We start from the raw sequence: 15,457 nt of genomic DNA on the forward strand, positions 1-15,457 counted from the left end.
GTTTTTGCGAAGAGCCTAACAATATGGACGTTTCTGGCTCAGGCGTATTCAGGTCCGCTTCGTCGGATATTGATAACTTGACAATTGAAATTATGATTCCAAGAGGTGCACGTGTTTTGTATGGGGTGCTCGGTATACGGTATCTGATGTCAGAAAGGGGAGACATTCAAGACGCTCGGTTTAAACTTGACCCCGACTTACTTCCGGGATATGAGGGTGGGTTGATTAAAAATTTTGACTCTGTATGTTACGGCTTGCCCGAAAATTATGAAAGCGCTGCAAGGTATGGTTTTAAACGAGCTTCACTTGATAGTGTTAAAATCGATCTTAATCGTATAAATATTTTTTTTGCAGCCTATGGTGAAGTTTCTTCGAGTGAGCGGATTTTTGAAAAAATAGGCTTCGTACTTGCGAATTTGATTGTTGGCAAATATGACGATAGGTTTAAGAGAAAAATAGCGCCACTGTTTGAGATTGATTAGCTAAGGGTATCGAAAGGAGATAGAGCGATCATTTTCACCGGGGAATCGGGGTAACGAGGATAGGGGGCAGACCACGTTTTTCGTTATGGGTTGGGTACCGTTTTACCCTCCACGCATAAAACGGGCGACACGACGGCCGCCCGACTTTCACTCAGGCCGGATCCGCATTAAGCCTGCGACTGATCACATCCAATACATCACACCCATCGCGCAGCGGAATTGTCAGCAACTGCGCAAAATCTTGCAGCACCACCGCATCGCTGCTCAATTGATCGCGAAACGCCAGGTTTTCCAGCAATTGGGTAACAGCGCGGATGCGGTATACGGCGGCGTCGTGGAGTACATCCAGCGGTGCCTGGGTGTCGATAATCAGGGCTGGGATGGTGCAGTCGTGGCCGGTAAGAGGCATGTATCTATTCATGTGAAGTCTCGTTTTGATGGTATGAAGCCATCACCCCATCGTCGCCAAACGAGTCAGGTGGCAGCTGTGCGCAGGTTGGCGAACCGGAAACGAGTAACCGGCAGACCCGAAGGTCTCCCGCGCACAGCCGCCATAACACGACTTTGCGGGTGCAAAAATGCCTGCAAAAAAAACGCAGACCGTTTTTGCACTCGTTTACGGATCGCCAAATCCCATCGCTCTGTTGAGCGACGGCAGGACTATAAGCCGCCCGATCAAACCCGCGCAAGGCATCAAAGGCCGCGTCACGGGACTTCCACTATTTGCGACCCGTTTCACAATCCCCCCAAGAACTTTTCCAACCTTCCCGGTACTAATCTATCTCGACGGCAGTTTGCTGGCTAAATAATGGCAACTAATTATCAGCCCGCAAACAAACTGCCCTCAATACAGCTGCCGCTTGTCGGAATAACGCGTCCAACAACCGGAATTTCACCTTTACGGTGATGTGAAGTTGTTATTAATCAAAAAATTGCGTGCCCAGCCGCTCGACCCTGCACTTAACCCGGCAAGTTCGATGCCTGTGTGCCACCCAATAAGTTTCGACGGATCGAACAGTCTCTATCGCTCCGTCGCCTTGAGATTTTGAATATGGACGCTCGCCCCGCTTTTGCCCTGAAACGCCTGTGCCAACGTGGCTTGGCTTTGATCCTGGCCAACGTGCTGTTCTGGCAGCCGTTGCTGGCCCAGGCCGAGGGGATTGTGGTGAACGGCCCCGGCACTACGGTCGGCCAGGCGGGCAATGGCGTGCCGGTGGTGAATATCGCCACGCCCAATGGCAGCGGCCTGTCCCATAACCAGTTCAGCGACTACAACGTCGGCCCCAATGGGGTGATCCTCAACAATGCCAGCGCGCCGCTGCAGAACACGCAGTTGGGCGGGATCATTGTCGGCAACCCTAACCTCAAGGCCGGCGCGGCCAATGTGATTCTCAACGAGGTCAACGGCGGCAGCCCCAGCCAGTTGCGCGGTTACACCGAGGTGGCGGGGCAGTCGGCCAAGGTGATCGTGGCCAACCCGTATGGCGTTACCTGCAGCGGCTGCGGCTTCATCAACACGCCGAACGTGACGCTGACCACCGGCAAGCCGGTGCTCGATGCCAGCGGCCAGTTGCAGCGCTATCAGGTCGACGGCGGCGCGGTGACCATCGACGGTCAGGGCCTGAACGCGAGCAATGTCGACCGTTTCGAGATCATCACCCGTACCGCCAAAATCAACGCGCAGATCAGTGCACGCGAGCTGAACGTCATTGCCGGGCGCAATGACGTCGACGCCAAAACCTTAAACGCCACCCCGCGCGCCGATGACGGCAGCGCCAAGCCGGAGCTGGCCATCGACTCGTCGGCCCTGGGTGGCATGTATGCCGGCGCGATCAAGCTGGTGGGCACCGAAGCCGGCGTGGGCGTGAAGCTCGACGGCACGCTGGCCGCCAGCGGCGGCGACATCCAGCTGGATGCCAACGGCCACTTGAGCATGGCCCAGGCGGCGGCCAGCGGCGCGGTGAACATCAACGCAGCCAGCCTTGAGACCAAAGGCGCGGTCTACGCCGGTAGCACGCTCAAGGCGCAAACCCGCGGCGAGCTGAAAAACAGCAAAACCCTCGCCGCCCGCGACAGCATCAGCCTGGCCAGCAACGGCCAGTTGACCAACAACGGCATCGTCGAAGCCGGGGTCAACGCCGACAACACCCGCAATGCCAACGGCGACGTCACCCTTAACGCCCAGCGCATCAACAACACCGGCACGCTGATCGCCAACCGCGCGCTCACCGCCGCGGCCGCGCAAACCCTGAATAACCAGGGCGGCACCCTCAGCGCCAAACAGGCGCTGACCGTGAACGCGGCGGCTGTGGATAACCAGAACCAGGGCCGTCTGCTCAGCGATAACGCGCTGGTGGTCAACACGGCCCAGCTCGACAATCGCCACGCCGGCATGATCTCCAGCGACGGCGCGCAAGCCCTCAACGTCAGCGGCTTGCTCGACAACAGCGCCGGCGGCTCGATCGACAGCAGCGGCGCCATCGCGCTGCACGGCCAGGCCCTGGACAACAGCGCCGGCAGCTTCACCAGTGGCGCGGCCATTACCCTCGACCTGCTCGGTGACCTGATCAACCGCAACGGCAAACTGGCCAGCGCCGGGCCGCTGCTGATCCAGCGCGCCGGCCATGTTGACAACCAGGGCGGCAAGCTCGCGAGCCAGGGCCTGCTGAGCCTGTTCGCCAATAGTCTCGACAATCAGAACAACGGCACCCTGGCCGCCAACGACGGCGTGACGGTCACCACCAGCGGCCTGCTGCAGAACGGCAGTAACGGTTTGATCCACAGCGAAAACGCCGGCCTCACCCTCAGCGCCGGCAGCCTGGACAACAACGCTGGTCGACTGTCGTCCAGAGCCGGGGATGTGCTGATCGACGCCGGCCAGTTCAGCAACGGCATCGGCGCGGTGTTCGCCGGCAATCGTGTGTCGTTGCGTGGCGGCGATGTTGACAACGCTGGGCAGATCGCCGGGCAGGCCATCGACGTCAGCCTGCGCGGCGCACTCAACAACCGCAGCCTGATCGAGAGCGCCACCACGCTGGATGTGAGCGCCGCCAGCCTGAGCAACAGCGGCCAGATGCGGGCACTGGGCAGCGCCGGTCGAACGCGTTACGTCATCGGCGGCCTGTTGAGCAACAGCGGCGCTCTGGAAGCGGCCAACAACGAGTTGAGCCTCGCTGCCGGCTCGTTCCAGAACACCGGCGGCAGCGTGCTGCATGTGGGCAGCGGCGTGTTCGACCTCAGCGGCATCAACCTCGATGAGGTCGGCGGCAGCCTGGTCAGCCACGGCGACCTGACCCTCGACAAAGCCCGTTGGACCAACAGCAGCACGATCCAGGCCGAGCGCCTGACCGTCAACGTCGGCACCCTCAACCAGACCGCCAGCGGCAAACTGCTGGCCGGCACCCGGCTGGTGGGCAGCGGCCAGGACTGGACCACCGCCGGCGCCGTGGCCAGTAACGGCACCCTCGACCTCACCCTGGGCGGCACGCTCAACAACAGCGGCCGCATGACCGCCGCCACCGACCTCAGCCTGCGCGCCGCAGCCGTCAACAACCTCGGCACCCTCGGCAGCGGCGGGGCCACGACCGTCACCGCCGCCAGCCTGCTCAATGACAATGGCCTGATCTTCAGCGGCGGTGACATGAGCCTGCGCGTCGAGCGCCTGAAAAACCTTGCCGCCAACATTTACGCCCTGGGCAACCTGCGCATCGACCGCGACGGCCAGGGCGGCCTGGCCGACAGCATCGTCAACAGTTCCTCGACGATCCAGACCGACGCCAACCTGACCCTCGCCGCCAGCACCCTTCAGAACATCCGCACGCTGCTCACCAGTGAATCGGGCATCTACAGCGCTTCCATCACGCCCACCGCGTGCATCTTCAATGTCACGGGCGGCGACTGTGACGGCGGCAAGGAAAACCGCCCGTACCTGATTGCCCAGCGTGAGCACTTGATCGTGACGCAAGCCAGCGCGGCGTCCAGCATCACCTCGGGCGGCAACATGCTGCTGACCGGTGGCGAGCTGCTCAACAGCAGCAGTAGCATCGCCGCCGGCGGCAACCTGACCGCTGTCGTCAACCAGTTGAACAACGTGGGCCTGGTGACCCACGACACCCTCAGCGAACGTATTTTTGCCTCCGAGCGCAGCCGTCACCCGGAAATATGGGCCGAGCCTGCGGCCGCGTTCAACCAGCGTTATTCCATCGGCGGGGCGAATTACGACCCCAACAACATGAGCGGCGTCGAGGCCGCCATGGCTGCCTTTATCGGCACCATGGAGCGCGAGTGGGTGCCCCTCAAAACCACCGAGCTGGCGCCTTCCGACCAGCGTTACGCAGCGGTGATCCAGGCCGGCGGCACCGTCAATGTGAAAGCCCAGGCCGGCATCGACAACAGCGTGGTGCGCGGCGGCTACACCTACGTGGGCAGCGGCGTCAAAACCGACACTCGCGCGCCGGGCTACTCGACCCTGGTCAGCCTCAACCCGCAACTGCCGCCGGACGTCGCCCAGCAACAGGTCAACCCCCTCGGCCTGCCGGGCTTTGGCTTGCCCACCGGGCAGAACGGCCTGTTCCACCTCAACGACGGCACCGGCGCCAGCGGCCTGCCCAGCAGCCAGTTCGCGGCCAACCCGCAAAAGTACTTGATCGAAACCAACCCGGCGCTGACCGACATGCGTCAGTTCCTGGGTTCGGATTACCTGCTGGCCAAGCTGGGCTTCAACCCGGACTTGGCACAAAAGCGCCTGGGTGACGGTTTCTACGAACAACGCTTGATCCAGCAAGCCGTGCTTGCCCGTACCGGCCAGCGGTTCATCGATGGCCTGACCAGCGACGCCGCCCTGTACCAGCGCCTGATGGACAACGCCGTCGCCAGCAAAACCGCGCTCAACCTGGCCGTGGGCGTCAGCCTCACCGCCGAGCAGGTCGCGGCGCTGACCCATGACATCGTCTGGCTGGAAAACGCCACCGTTGCCGGCCAACAAGTGCTGGTGCCCGTGCTGTACCTGGCCCAGGCCAGCAATCGCCTGGCGCCCAACGGCGCACTGATCTCCGGCAACGATCTGAGCCTGATGGCCGGCGCCGACCTCAACAACGTCGGTACCCTGCGCGCCACCAGCAGCCTGCTCGCCAGCGCCGGCGGCAACCTCACCAACAGCGGCCTGATGCAAGCCGGCGGGCGCCTCGACCTGCTCAGCGGCAATACCCTCAGCAACCGTGCCGGCGGTATTCTTGCCGGCCGCGACGTCAACCTCGCCGCCGGCGCCGACCTGCTCAACCAGCGCACCGTCACCACTCACCAAAGCGCCAGCGGCTACCGCACCGAGCGCAGCGACTTCGTCGACAACGCCGCGCGCATTGAGTCGGCCAACGCGCTCACCCTGCAAGCGGGCGGCAACATCAACAACGTCGGCGGCGCACTCAAGAGCGGCGCCGACACCATCGTCCAGGCCAAGGGCGACGTCAACGTCACCGCTTCGCACACCCTGAACAGCGGCAACATCGGTAGCCGCTCGAGCTTCAGCACCCTGGCCCAGCAGGGCTCGGTGGTCGAGGCGGGCCGGGATCTGCATGTGGTGGCGGGGCGCGATATCAGCGCGGTGGGCAGTCAGCTCAATGCCACGCGTGATTTGGCGATGGCGGCGACGGGCAATGTGAACCTTGGCGCGGTCACCAACGAGCAGCATTCGGCATCCAATTCGAAGAAGGTCACCAGCAAAGAGGACCACGTTCAACAGGTGGGCACCTCGCTGGTGGCCGGTGGCGACCTGTCCCTGAGCGCCGGCAACGACCTGACCGCCACGGCCAGCCGCGCGAGTGCCGGCCAGCAAGCGTACCTGTACGCGGGCAATGACTTGGCGTTGAACGCCGCGCAGAACAGCGACTACAGCTATTACCGCAAAACCAAGACCAGCAGCGGGTTGCTCTCCAGCAGCCAGAAGACACGCATCGACAGCAGCAATCAAATCGCCCAGCAAGGCTCTTCCATCAGCGGCGACACGGTGGTGGTGCGTGCCGGTCGAGACATCGGCACCACGGCCAGCGATGTGGTGTCCACCCACGCCACAAGCGTGCAGGCCGGGCGCAACGTATTGATCGACGGCGCCACCGAAAGCTTCGAGCAGAGCCATTCGTCCTCGGTCAAAAAATCGGGCTTGCTGAGCACCGGCGGTATCGGCGTCACGCTAGGCTCCAGCAGCAACAAAAACACCACCACCAGCAGCACCGAAACCACCCGCGCCAGCAATGTTGGCAGCGTGCTGGGCAGCGTGAACATCCAGGCCGGCAAGGACCTGACCGTACGTGGCTCCGACGTGGTGGCCGGCAAGGACATCAGCCTGGCCGGGCAGAATGTCAGCATCCTGGCATCCGAGAACAACAACCGCAGTGAGCAGACCGCCAAGAGCAAATCCAGCGGCTTGACCCTGGCGTTGTCCGGCACCGTGGGCAGCGCGGTGGACAGCGCCTACCAGACCGCCAAACAGGCCAGGAACGAGGACGACACCCGCCTGTCGGCGCTGCAAGGCGTGAAGGCCGGCTTGACCGGTGTGCAGGCGTGGCAGGCGGCGCAGAAGGACGGGGGCATCAACGGCGGAAACGTCGCGCAGTTCGTGGGCATCAGCCTCTCCCTGGGCTCACAAAAGTCCGAGTCCAAACAGACTCAGGAACAAACCCTCAGCCAGGGCAGTAGCCTCACCGCCGGCAACAACCTCACCATCGTGGCCGACGGCAACGGCACGCCCGGGGACGCGGGTGATATTCGTGTGCAAGGCAGCAAGCTGCAGGCCGGCAACCGGATGCAACTGGCCGCCGAGCGCGACATTCGCCTGGAAGCGGCAGCCAACGACCAGAAGCTCGAGGGCAACAACAAGAGCAGCGGTGGGGCGGTGGGCATCAGCCTGGGCGTAGGCTCCGACGGCGGCGGGCTGAGTATCTTCGCCAATGCCAACAAAGGCACAGGCAACGAAAAAGGCAACGGCACCACCTGGACCGAGACCACACTGGACGCCGGCAACCAGATCAACCTGGCCAGCGGGCGCGACACGACCCTCAAAGGCGCGCAAGTCAGCGCAGACAAAATCGCCGCCACCGTCGGCCGCGACCTCACGCTGCAAAGTCTGCAAGACAGCGACAACTACAAGTCCAGGCAGACCGATGCGAGCGCCGGCGTCAGCTACGCCATCATCGGTTCAGGCGGCAGCGCCAACCTCAGCGTCAGCAAAAGCAAGCTCGACTCCAAATACCAAAGCGTGCAGGAGCAAACCGGCCTGTTCGCCGGCAAGGGCGGTTACCAGGTCGACGTGGGCAACCACACCCAACTCGACGGCAGCGTGATCGCCAGCACCGCCACGCCGGACAAAAACCGTTTGAGCACCGGCACCCTCGGCTGGAGCGTGTTGAAGAACAAGGCCGAGTACAGCAGCAAACTGCAAAGCGCCAGCGTCAGCACGGGCAGTGATGGCTCCGGCGCCTTCATCAGCAACATGCCCACCGGCACCCTGATCGCCTTCAACCACGGCGACAGCGATAGCGGCACTACCTCTTCGGCCATCTCCAACGGCACCCTCGACATCCGCGACCCTGCCAAACAACAGCAGGACGTCGCTACGCTCAGCCACGACGTCGAACACGCCAACGGCAGCATCAGCCCGATTTTCGATAAGGAGAAAGAGCAGAAACGCCTGCGGCAGGTGCAGTTAATTGCGGATATTGGTGCTCAAACCGTTGACATTGTGCACACACAAGGCGAACTCAACGCCAAAGAGGCGGGTCGCAAAGAACTGGCCGGGAAAGGCAATGATCAGCCGACGCCGGAACAAATCGCTGCCAGCGATGCGTACAAAAAAGTCATGGCTGACTACGGCGTGGGCGGTGACTACCCACGCGTAGCTCAGGCCGTAACAGCGGCATTGCAAGGGCTGGTTGGGGGCGATATCGGTTCAGCCATTGCGGGTGCATCAGCGCCGTACGTGGCGCAAGTCATCAGGAAAACGACTGGAGATAACACTGCGCTCAATACCATGGTCCATGCCGTATTGGGTGCGGTGGTGGCACAGGTCCAAGGCAACTCGGCGCTGGCAGGCGGTGCCGGGGCAGCGACGGGCGAACTGATCGCCCACCAACTGTACCCAAACACTAAAACGGCGGATCTGACGCAGGAGCAGAGAGAGACGGTGGTTGCGCTGTCCGGCTTGGCCGCAGGGTTGGCTGGGGGGTTGCTGGTGGTGACCTCAGTGGGGCGGTGACCGGGGCGCAAGCGGGAAGCAATGCAGTAGAGAACAACGCGCTCAGTGACCTTGCTGAAGCACTCGCGGCAGGCAAGACACCTCAGCAATTGGCTGGAGATCGTGTCGAAGCACAAAACGAGCAGTATAAAAAAGAAAATTGTGCCGGGATGAGCGCGGAGGCCTGCTCGGTCAAGATGTATGATCAGCGACGTGAGGAACTGAAAGCTACCCTATTGCAGGGAGCTGATTTTGTGCCGGTGGTTGGTACAATCAAAAGTGTTGTAGAAGCAGAAAGTGCGCTTGACTATTTGGAGGCATCAGCGGCTCTTATACCGGGTGAGCGGGTTGCTGCTGCTACCCTGAAAATGGCAAGGAAAGCGCTGAGTAGAGGCGATCTCAGCGAAGCATCGAAGCTGATTAGCAACGCCAGCAATGAGATTCAGAATGTTAAGCCTCTTGATGTCGGATCATATAAGGATCTTAAAAAAGGGGAAGTTGTTGGAGACGGATTAGAGCATGATCACATTCCGTCTTTCTCCGCTTTGAGAAAAGCGAAGGAAAATGAGTTGGGCAGAAAACTGACTCCAGCAGAAGAAAAAATGCTATATCAAAATGCCACCGCTGTGGAAGTTCCGAAAGATGTTCACCAGGCTGGGCCAACCTATGGTGGGAAGAATACAGCAGCTCAGGTTCAGCAAGATTCAATGGATCTTTGTGGTGCAGTATGTCGTGATACAGATGCGTTGAGGATTAACATGCTAGAGCGAGGTTATGATCCCAAGCTAGTTGATGAAGCAATAAAGAAAATTGTTGATAGAAATCGTCAGACGGGGGTGATTAAGTGATGCTGACGTGGGATGGTTTTGTTGAAGTATTAGGGTGCTCGGAGGCGGATAGTAAATTTGTTCGCCTTACTCAAACTCTTAATGAGTTGCCTAATTTTGAAGAAGGTGTTCTAGGCGATAGAAGATATTACTCATTTTTTAGCTCGGGTATTCTTCTCTTGTTAGAAAACAACAGAGTAGATCAGGTCGTTTTTTATACTAGGGCGGATGAAGGGTTTTCAATATTTAAGGGGCAGTTGCCAGTTCCTCCTGATAGTTCAGAATCAAAAGTGATTCATCTATTAGGCACGCCTTCATCTTTGGGTGGGGGTAAGCTGGATATGCTACTTGGTTATATTGATCGCTGGGTGAAATATGAGATGGGCAGCTACACTCTACATTTTCAGTTTGATAAAAAAGATGTTTTGTCTAGACTAACGTTGGGTTTGAAGTAGCCAGCTCCTCTTCTGAGGTAAGGGAGTTAAGGTCAGGTTTTGGGGAGTAGGGGCTGACCCTGAGGAATCCAGATGAACGATGTCGTGAAAACAGCCTGGGCGGATGCAGGAGTCAACAAGGAATTTATTTACGTCAAAACTTACTCTGGCTATCGGAGTGTGGAATAGTGGAATAGGGGTCAGACCACGTTTTTGCGTTTTTTAGAGTTCATCAGAGTTGCTCTTTAAAAATATGATTTATTTTTTGTAGAAGAATAGTGGTCAGCCCCCTATTTTGCTGGACGGCCGCAACCAGGTCAGCCTGATCAGCGGACGAGACACTGTCCTCAAAGGCGCGCAAGTCAGCGCAGACAAAATCGCCGCCACCGTCGGCCGCGACCTCACGCTGCAAAGTCTGCAAGACAGCGACAACTACAAGTCCAGGCAGACCGATGCGAGCGCCGGCGTCAGCTACGCCATCATCGGTTCAGGCGGCAGCGCCAACCTCAGCGTCAGCAAAAGCAAGCTCGACTCCAAATACCAAAGCGTGCAGGAGCAAACCGGCCTGTTCGCCGGCAAGGGCGGTTACCAGGTCGACGTGGGCAACCACACCCAACTCGACGGCAGCGTGATCGCCAGCACCGCCACGCCGGACAAAAACCGTTTGAGCACCGGCACCCTCGGCTGGAGCGTGTTGAAGAACAAGGCCGAGTACAGCAGCAAACTGCAAAGCGCCAGCGTCAGCACGGGCAGTGATGGCTCCGGCGCCTTCATCAGCAACATGCCCACCGGCACCCTGATCGCCTTCAACCACGGCGACAGCGATAGCGGCACTACCTCTTCGGCCATCTCCAACGGCACCCTCGACATCCGCGACCCTGCCAAACAACAGCAGGACGTCGCTACGCTCAGCCACGACGTCGAACACGCCAACGGCAGCATCAGCCCGATTTTCGATAAGGAGAAAGAGCAGAAACGCCTGCGGCAGGTGCAGTTAATTGCGGATATTGGTGCTCAAACCGTTGACATTGTGCACACACAAGGCGAACTCAACGCCAAAGAGGCGGGTCGCAAAGAACTGGCCGGGAAAGGCAATGATCAGCCGACGCCGGAACAAATCGCTGCCAGCGATGCGTACAAAAAAGTCATGGCTGACTACGGCGTGGGCGGTGACTACCCACGCGTAGCTCAGGCCGTAACAGCGGCATTGCAAGGGCTGGTTGGGGGCGATATCGGTTCAGCCATTGCGGGTGCATCAGCGCCGTACGTGGCGCAAGTCATCAAGAAAACGACTGGAGATAACACTGCGCTCAATACCATGGTCCATGCCGTATTGGGTGCGGTGGTGGCACAGGTCCAAGGCAACTCGGCGCTGGCAGGCGGTGCCGGGGCAGCGACGGGCGAACTGATCGCCCACCAACTGTACCCAAACACTAAAACGGCGGATCTGACGCAGGAGCAGAGAGAGACGGTGGTTGCGCTGTCCGGCTTGGCGGCAGGACTGGCTGGGGGGGTTGCGGGCGGTGACCTGAGTGGGGCGGTGACCGGCGCGCAAGCGGGCACTAATGCCGTCCAGAACAACTACCTGAGCAAGGCGCAGAAGGCTCAGAGAGACAAGGAAATGGGGGAGTGTCCGACGTTGGTCTGCAGTACAGGCACAGCAACGAAGTGGACAGCGATCGACATCGCGCAGGATGCGAGTTTTACAGTCGGTGCTGCCGCTGGTGCTGTTCTGGGGCTGAACGACACTGTTGACGGCATCGTGCACACTGCAGGCAGCCTCAAGGAGACCTATGCGGCGCTGAAATCTGTAGTGGAGAGCGGCGGTGTTTGGGACGCGGTCAAGCAGCCGTATATTGATCGCATAAACCGACTGCAAGCGCAGTATGAAGAAGCCGGGGCCAGTGGTTCTTACCAAGCCGGGGTTGAAACTGGGAGGCTGATCAGCGATATGGCTGCGGTCCTTTCAGTTGGCGGTGGGCTTGTGAAGGGTGGCGCCTTGCTGGCGGAGAAGGTCACGGCTAAGGTTGCTGCTCGAGTAGAGTTGGGGGGCGCGAAAGCAACGCCTTCAGGGCTGGTTTCTGGAGAACCTGGCTTTGTAGATGCTGGTAAGGCTGCTGCTAACGATGCGGATTTCGCGGGTGCAAAAGATACAGCGAAGTTTTTTGAACTTGCTACTGCAGATGACTTGGCTTTAACTAGAGCAAAATATAATTTGCCAGATGGGAACACAATAGGTGTCGCTCGAACAGATATTCCTGGGTTTGAATCTGAGGTTGTCGAAGGCCTTTCACCAGTACTGCGTCGCAATTCTGGGCTGCCAAGCCTAGATGAACTATACGGAGAGGCAAGAGCGATCAAGTCACCTTATAATAATCCGTTATTTACTCGGCATGCGGAAGAAGATCTATTTAATAATGTGGCTAATAAAATTGACAGGCAAGGATTAACATCTGTCCAGTTAGATGGTCGCGTTGTGGATGTGAAAGTTTCTAATGCAAGTGGTATCTGCAATAAGTGTAGCGCAGGCTTAACTGGTAATAGTGACCTGAATGGGGTGGTTAAACAATTCAGCGAGCGCTATCCTACCCTCCTGCTAAGAGTTACCGCGGAGGGAGGCGCAGCAATGCCAAATCGTCTAACAGTCCTAGTTAAAGGTGGGAAAATAGTTAATGGACAATAAAGAAGCTCTTAATCTCATTGACAGTATGAGGTGGATAAAGAAAGCCTCAATTTTTCTTTTGTTGCTTGATTATGCGCTACGTAATCTTGACTCGGCGAGTGGTACGCAAGAAAAGTGTCAGGAGGCAGTTGATAGATGTTGGCAATGGTTGTCTGATCGAGGGCTCAGTGCTGATGAGTTAGCATATTACCTAGACTCCGATGAGATGCAGAGCGGACCGTTGGCAGAAGGAAATTTCGCATCTGAAAGTGTAGAGCAAAATAGTTTGATTTTGATTTTGTTGGTGGTCGGTTTTTTTGCTAATAGGGCCTATAAAACTGCAGGACTACAAGAGCAAATGTCTGAGCCGATATGTGAGGCTGACGAGAGCTCTGCTGTATATATTGTTGATTATATTGAGCGGGTAGGCTTGTCTGATGTGTTGAACTCTTATCTGTCGGCTAAAGCTAAGCGTTGATATGGTTCTACTTTTAAGTGTCAGATCACAGAGATAAGGTGCAAAAGCAACATCGATTGAGTTTTTGCCGAAGGTTACGCGGAATAGTGCAGGACAGATAGAGGTCAACATTACTCAGGGCAGCGCCATAAAGACCCTTGAGTCTAATGGCTATAAAAAGACAATTTCTCAGGATGGCTCAGTTACTGTGTTAACTAATGGAGAGAAGACCTATCGACTCTATCCATCTTCAACGTCCACAGGGCAACCTTCCGCGTCGTTGACTACAGACGGGGTGAAAAAAACCAACTGCGAAAATCAGGTTTTCAGGAGAGTAGTCATGGCTGTTTTGAAAGTTGAAGATAAAGATTTAAATTCTTTTCTTGATAAGCTGTCAGGTGTCATAAATTTTAATAAAGACTTGCCGCTAAATTTTTTTGTTGGTGGTGGGTTTTTGTTTTGGTTTTTTGAGAGACCATTGCTCTGCTTTTTTGAAATTTTTTCGGGATTGGTATCGAATAGCGTTTCCAGCTTTAAGTCGGATGTAATTGTAAAGTTTTCAGGAGGTGAACGATTAGGGAACTCTTGTTTTTCTTTCGATGGAAGCGATATAGAGAAAGACGCTCGTTGGTTGAGTAAAAAGTTTGAAGATTTTTTTGATGGAGCGGTTGGTTATCCAATAGTTCTATGCGATAGCGCGTGCAAATGGGTTGCCTTTGAAAGCGCATATGAGGAATTTGGCGTTGTTGCTATGAAAAAATCAGAGGTTCAAGAGGGTTTTTACGAGTATTTAAACGCAAATTTGATCTCGATGGGTGAGTTGGCCGAGCTGGCATCAGGTTGCACCGCGGAATGTGTAATCGCAAAGGCCCTGATGTCTTCCTATTCTAGCTAGTCGGTGCAAAAGCGACAGTGCAGGGGCCTTTGGTTTCTAAAGGGGCAGATGTAACGCCAGAGATCATTCAAAAAGCATTACAAGGTGATCCTGCTATTAGCAGTCAAAATTGTGTTTCATTACCTGCGGTTCAGAGATATGTTGATCGTCTTATTAAGGGGGATGTCGCTCCTCCAATTAAGAGAACATATTTCCCCAAGAAGGGAAGTGATACAAAAGCTTTTGAGGGAAATGTTCCTCAGTCGGTTCTTGATAGCTTAGGGTTGAAATGATGAAAGTTTATCAGGGTAATATTTCTAAAGAGTCGTTGAATCTGTTTGTTTCAGATATTGGCTCCGGGGAGTTTTTTTCATATGTAGGGCACTTGGTTTCATTAGAACAGGCAATTTCTGTTCTAGGTTTGCTCTCTCCTGATTTTATTGAGGTCAGTGGTCACATTTTCTGGCTGCCTAACGCTCAGCAATACGATCCGCAAAAATTTCATTTGAACGGGCTGGTTGAGACCGAATCTAGTATGTTGGAACAAAGTACATCGCGTAGAGACGTTGAACGATACAGAAATATTTTTTCAATAAATCAGTTCTTTTCAAAGTGGGAGGATGCACCGGGCCGACCCGTATTTAAAGTGGGCCTGTCGGAAGAAGATTATCGTCTTTGTCATTTATTTGCTGAACAGATCACTAGATATTGGAAGCGCGCGTTATCCGATGCCTTTCCAGAGAAGGTATTTCAGTTTGAAATTGCTGACGATCTTCTCGATGAATATGGCGTCTGTCTGACATTCTGGCAGTCGTAGTTTAAAGAGCGCACAGGATGTGTCCGCGCCATTAAAACCACTGCCAGAGACTAAACAATAATTATGCGTTTAGAAATGGTGCAAAAGGGACGGGCCAGGTTATCCCTGATGCAATAAGCCCCCCCAAGCTCAGTTCGGTTGAAGACCTCTTTGGGCAGACATTTGAAAGTATCCCGCTGTCGCACCTTCCCAATTGGAAGACCGGTTCGCTTGTAAATGATGGGGTGTTGGGCGAGCAACTGGCCCTGCAAACCCTTAACGAGAAGACCGGCCTCAACTTCAAACCTCTGCAAAACAGTAGCAACCACGGCTGCGATGGCTGCGCGGTGGCGATCAATGGCGATACGATTACCGTGGTGGTGATGGATGCGAAGTTTTCGGTGAATGGTGTGAGTAAGGCCGGTACGCCGCATGGGGGCCCGAGGACGCGGTTGGAGGGGTGGCTTGGTAGTAGATTAGTTGCAGACTCTGATCCTGCTTTACGCGATGCTTTGCAAGCGGCGTTGGATTCAGGAAAAACCAAAGTTCAAGGTGTAACAGTCAAAGTCGGTGTTCCCGCCGCCAGTAAAACAGGTGTAGCAGAATTTAAGGTGGAACCATGGACCAAGAAGTAATTCAGTGCGAGCGCTCGGGCGTAAACCCGAAGTGGCCCTCCTACAAAAGTGTACTGGGGCGCATAG

10 protein-coding genes are annotated in these 15,457 nt (G+C 56.5%); 9 read left to right on the plus strand and 1 reads right to left on the minus strand.

All coding sequences use genetic code 11. The features are described 5' to 3' along the window. Positions 1–23: 23 nt before the first annotated feature. Complete coding sequence (locus VRB54_RS00755; protein ID WP_338479154.1) at positions 24–482, plus strand: hypothetical protein; 459 nt, start codon at positions 24–26, stop codon at positions 480–482. A gap of 151 nt (positions 483–633) precedes the next feature. On the opposite strand, the gene VRB54_RS00760 is transcribed toward VRB54_RS00755, so the two are convergent. Beyond that, positions 634–891 carry a hypothetical protein gene (locus tag VRB54_RS00760; protein ID WP_338481030.1) on the minus strand — a complete coding sequence of 86 codons (258 nt, stop codon included), beginning with the start codon at positions 889–891 and terminating at the stop codon, positions 634–636. A 642-nt stretch (positions 892–1,533) separates the two neighbouring features. Here VRB54_RS00760 and VRB54_RS00765 point away from each other — a divergent pair. From VRB54_RS00765 to VRB54_RS00795, 8 genes are all read left to right on the plus strand, one after another. Further along, positions 1,534–8,727, plus strand: coding sequence for a hemagglutinin repeat-containing protein (locus VRB54_RS00765; protein WP_422396069.1), 7,194 nt, complete (start codon positions 1,534–1,536; stop codon positions 8,725–8,727). Next, entirely contained in the window at positions 8,724–9,554 is an 831-nt protein-coding gene (locus VRB54_RS24420; protein ID WP_422396070.1) for a VENN motif pre-toxin domain-containing protein, read from the plus strand. Before VRB54_RS00765 ends, VRB54_RS24420 begins: the two co-directional genes overlap by 4 nt. After that, complete coding sequence (locus VRB54_RS00770; protein ID WP_338479155.1) at positions 9,551–9,988, plus strand: hypothetical protein; 438 nt, start codon at positions 9,551–9,553, stop codon at positions 9,986–9,988. Before VRB54_RS24420 ends, VRB54_RS00770 begins: the two co-directional genes overlap by 4 nt. Positions 9,989–10,262: 274 nt before the next feature. Beyond that, positions 10,263–12,650: a VENN motif pre-toxin domain-containing protein gene (locus VRB54_RS00775; protein ID WP_338479156.1), complete on the plus strand. Its 2,388-nt coding sequence runs from the start codon at positions 10,263–10,265 to the stop codon at positions 12,648–12,650. Beyond that, positions 12,640–13,107, plus strand: coding sequence for an Imm6 family immunity protein (locus VRB54_RS00780; RefSeq protein ID WP_338479157.1), 468 nt, complete (start codon positions 12,640–12,642; stop codon positions 13,105–13,107). Before VRB54_RS00775 ends, VRB54_RS00780 begins: the two co-directional genes overlap by 11 nt. Before the next feature lie 319 nt (positions 13,108–13,426). Beyond that, entirely contained in the window at positions 13,427–13,981 is a 555-nt protein-coding gene (locus VRB54_RS00785; protein WP_338479158.1) for a hypothetical protein, read from the plus strand. Positions 13,982–14,252: 271 nt separating this feature from the next. Next, positions 14,253–14,777: a hypothetical protein gene (locus VRB54_RS00790; RefSeq protein ID WP_024673397.1), complete on the plus strand. Its 525-nt coding sequence runs from the start codon at positions 14,253–14,255 to the stop codon at positions 14,775–14,777. A 224-nt stretch (positions 14,778–15,001) separates the two neighbouring features. Beyond that, positions 15,002–15,391: a hypothetical protein gene (locus VRB54_RS00795; RefSeq protein ID WP_338479159.1), complete on the plus strand. Its 390-nt coding sequence runs from the start codon at positions 15,002–15,004 to the stop codon at positions 15,389–15,391. The last annotated feature ends 66 nt before the right edge of the window (positions 15,392–15,457 follow it).

Origin of the sequence: Pseudomonas trivialis, assembly GCF_036864995.1 — a bacterium.
Classification (GTDB): domain Bacteria; phylum Pseudomonadota; class Gammaproteobacteria; order Pseudomonadales; family Pseudomonadaceae; genus Aquipseudomonas; species Aquipseudomonas trivialis.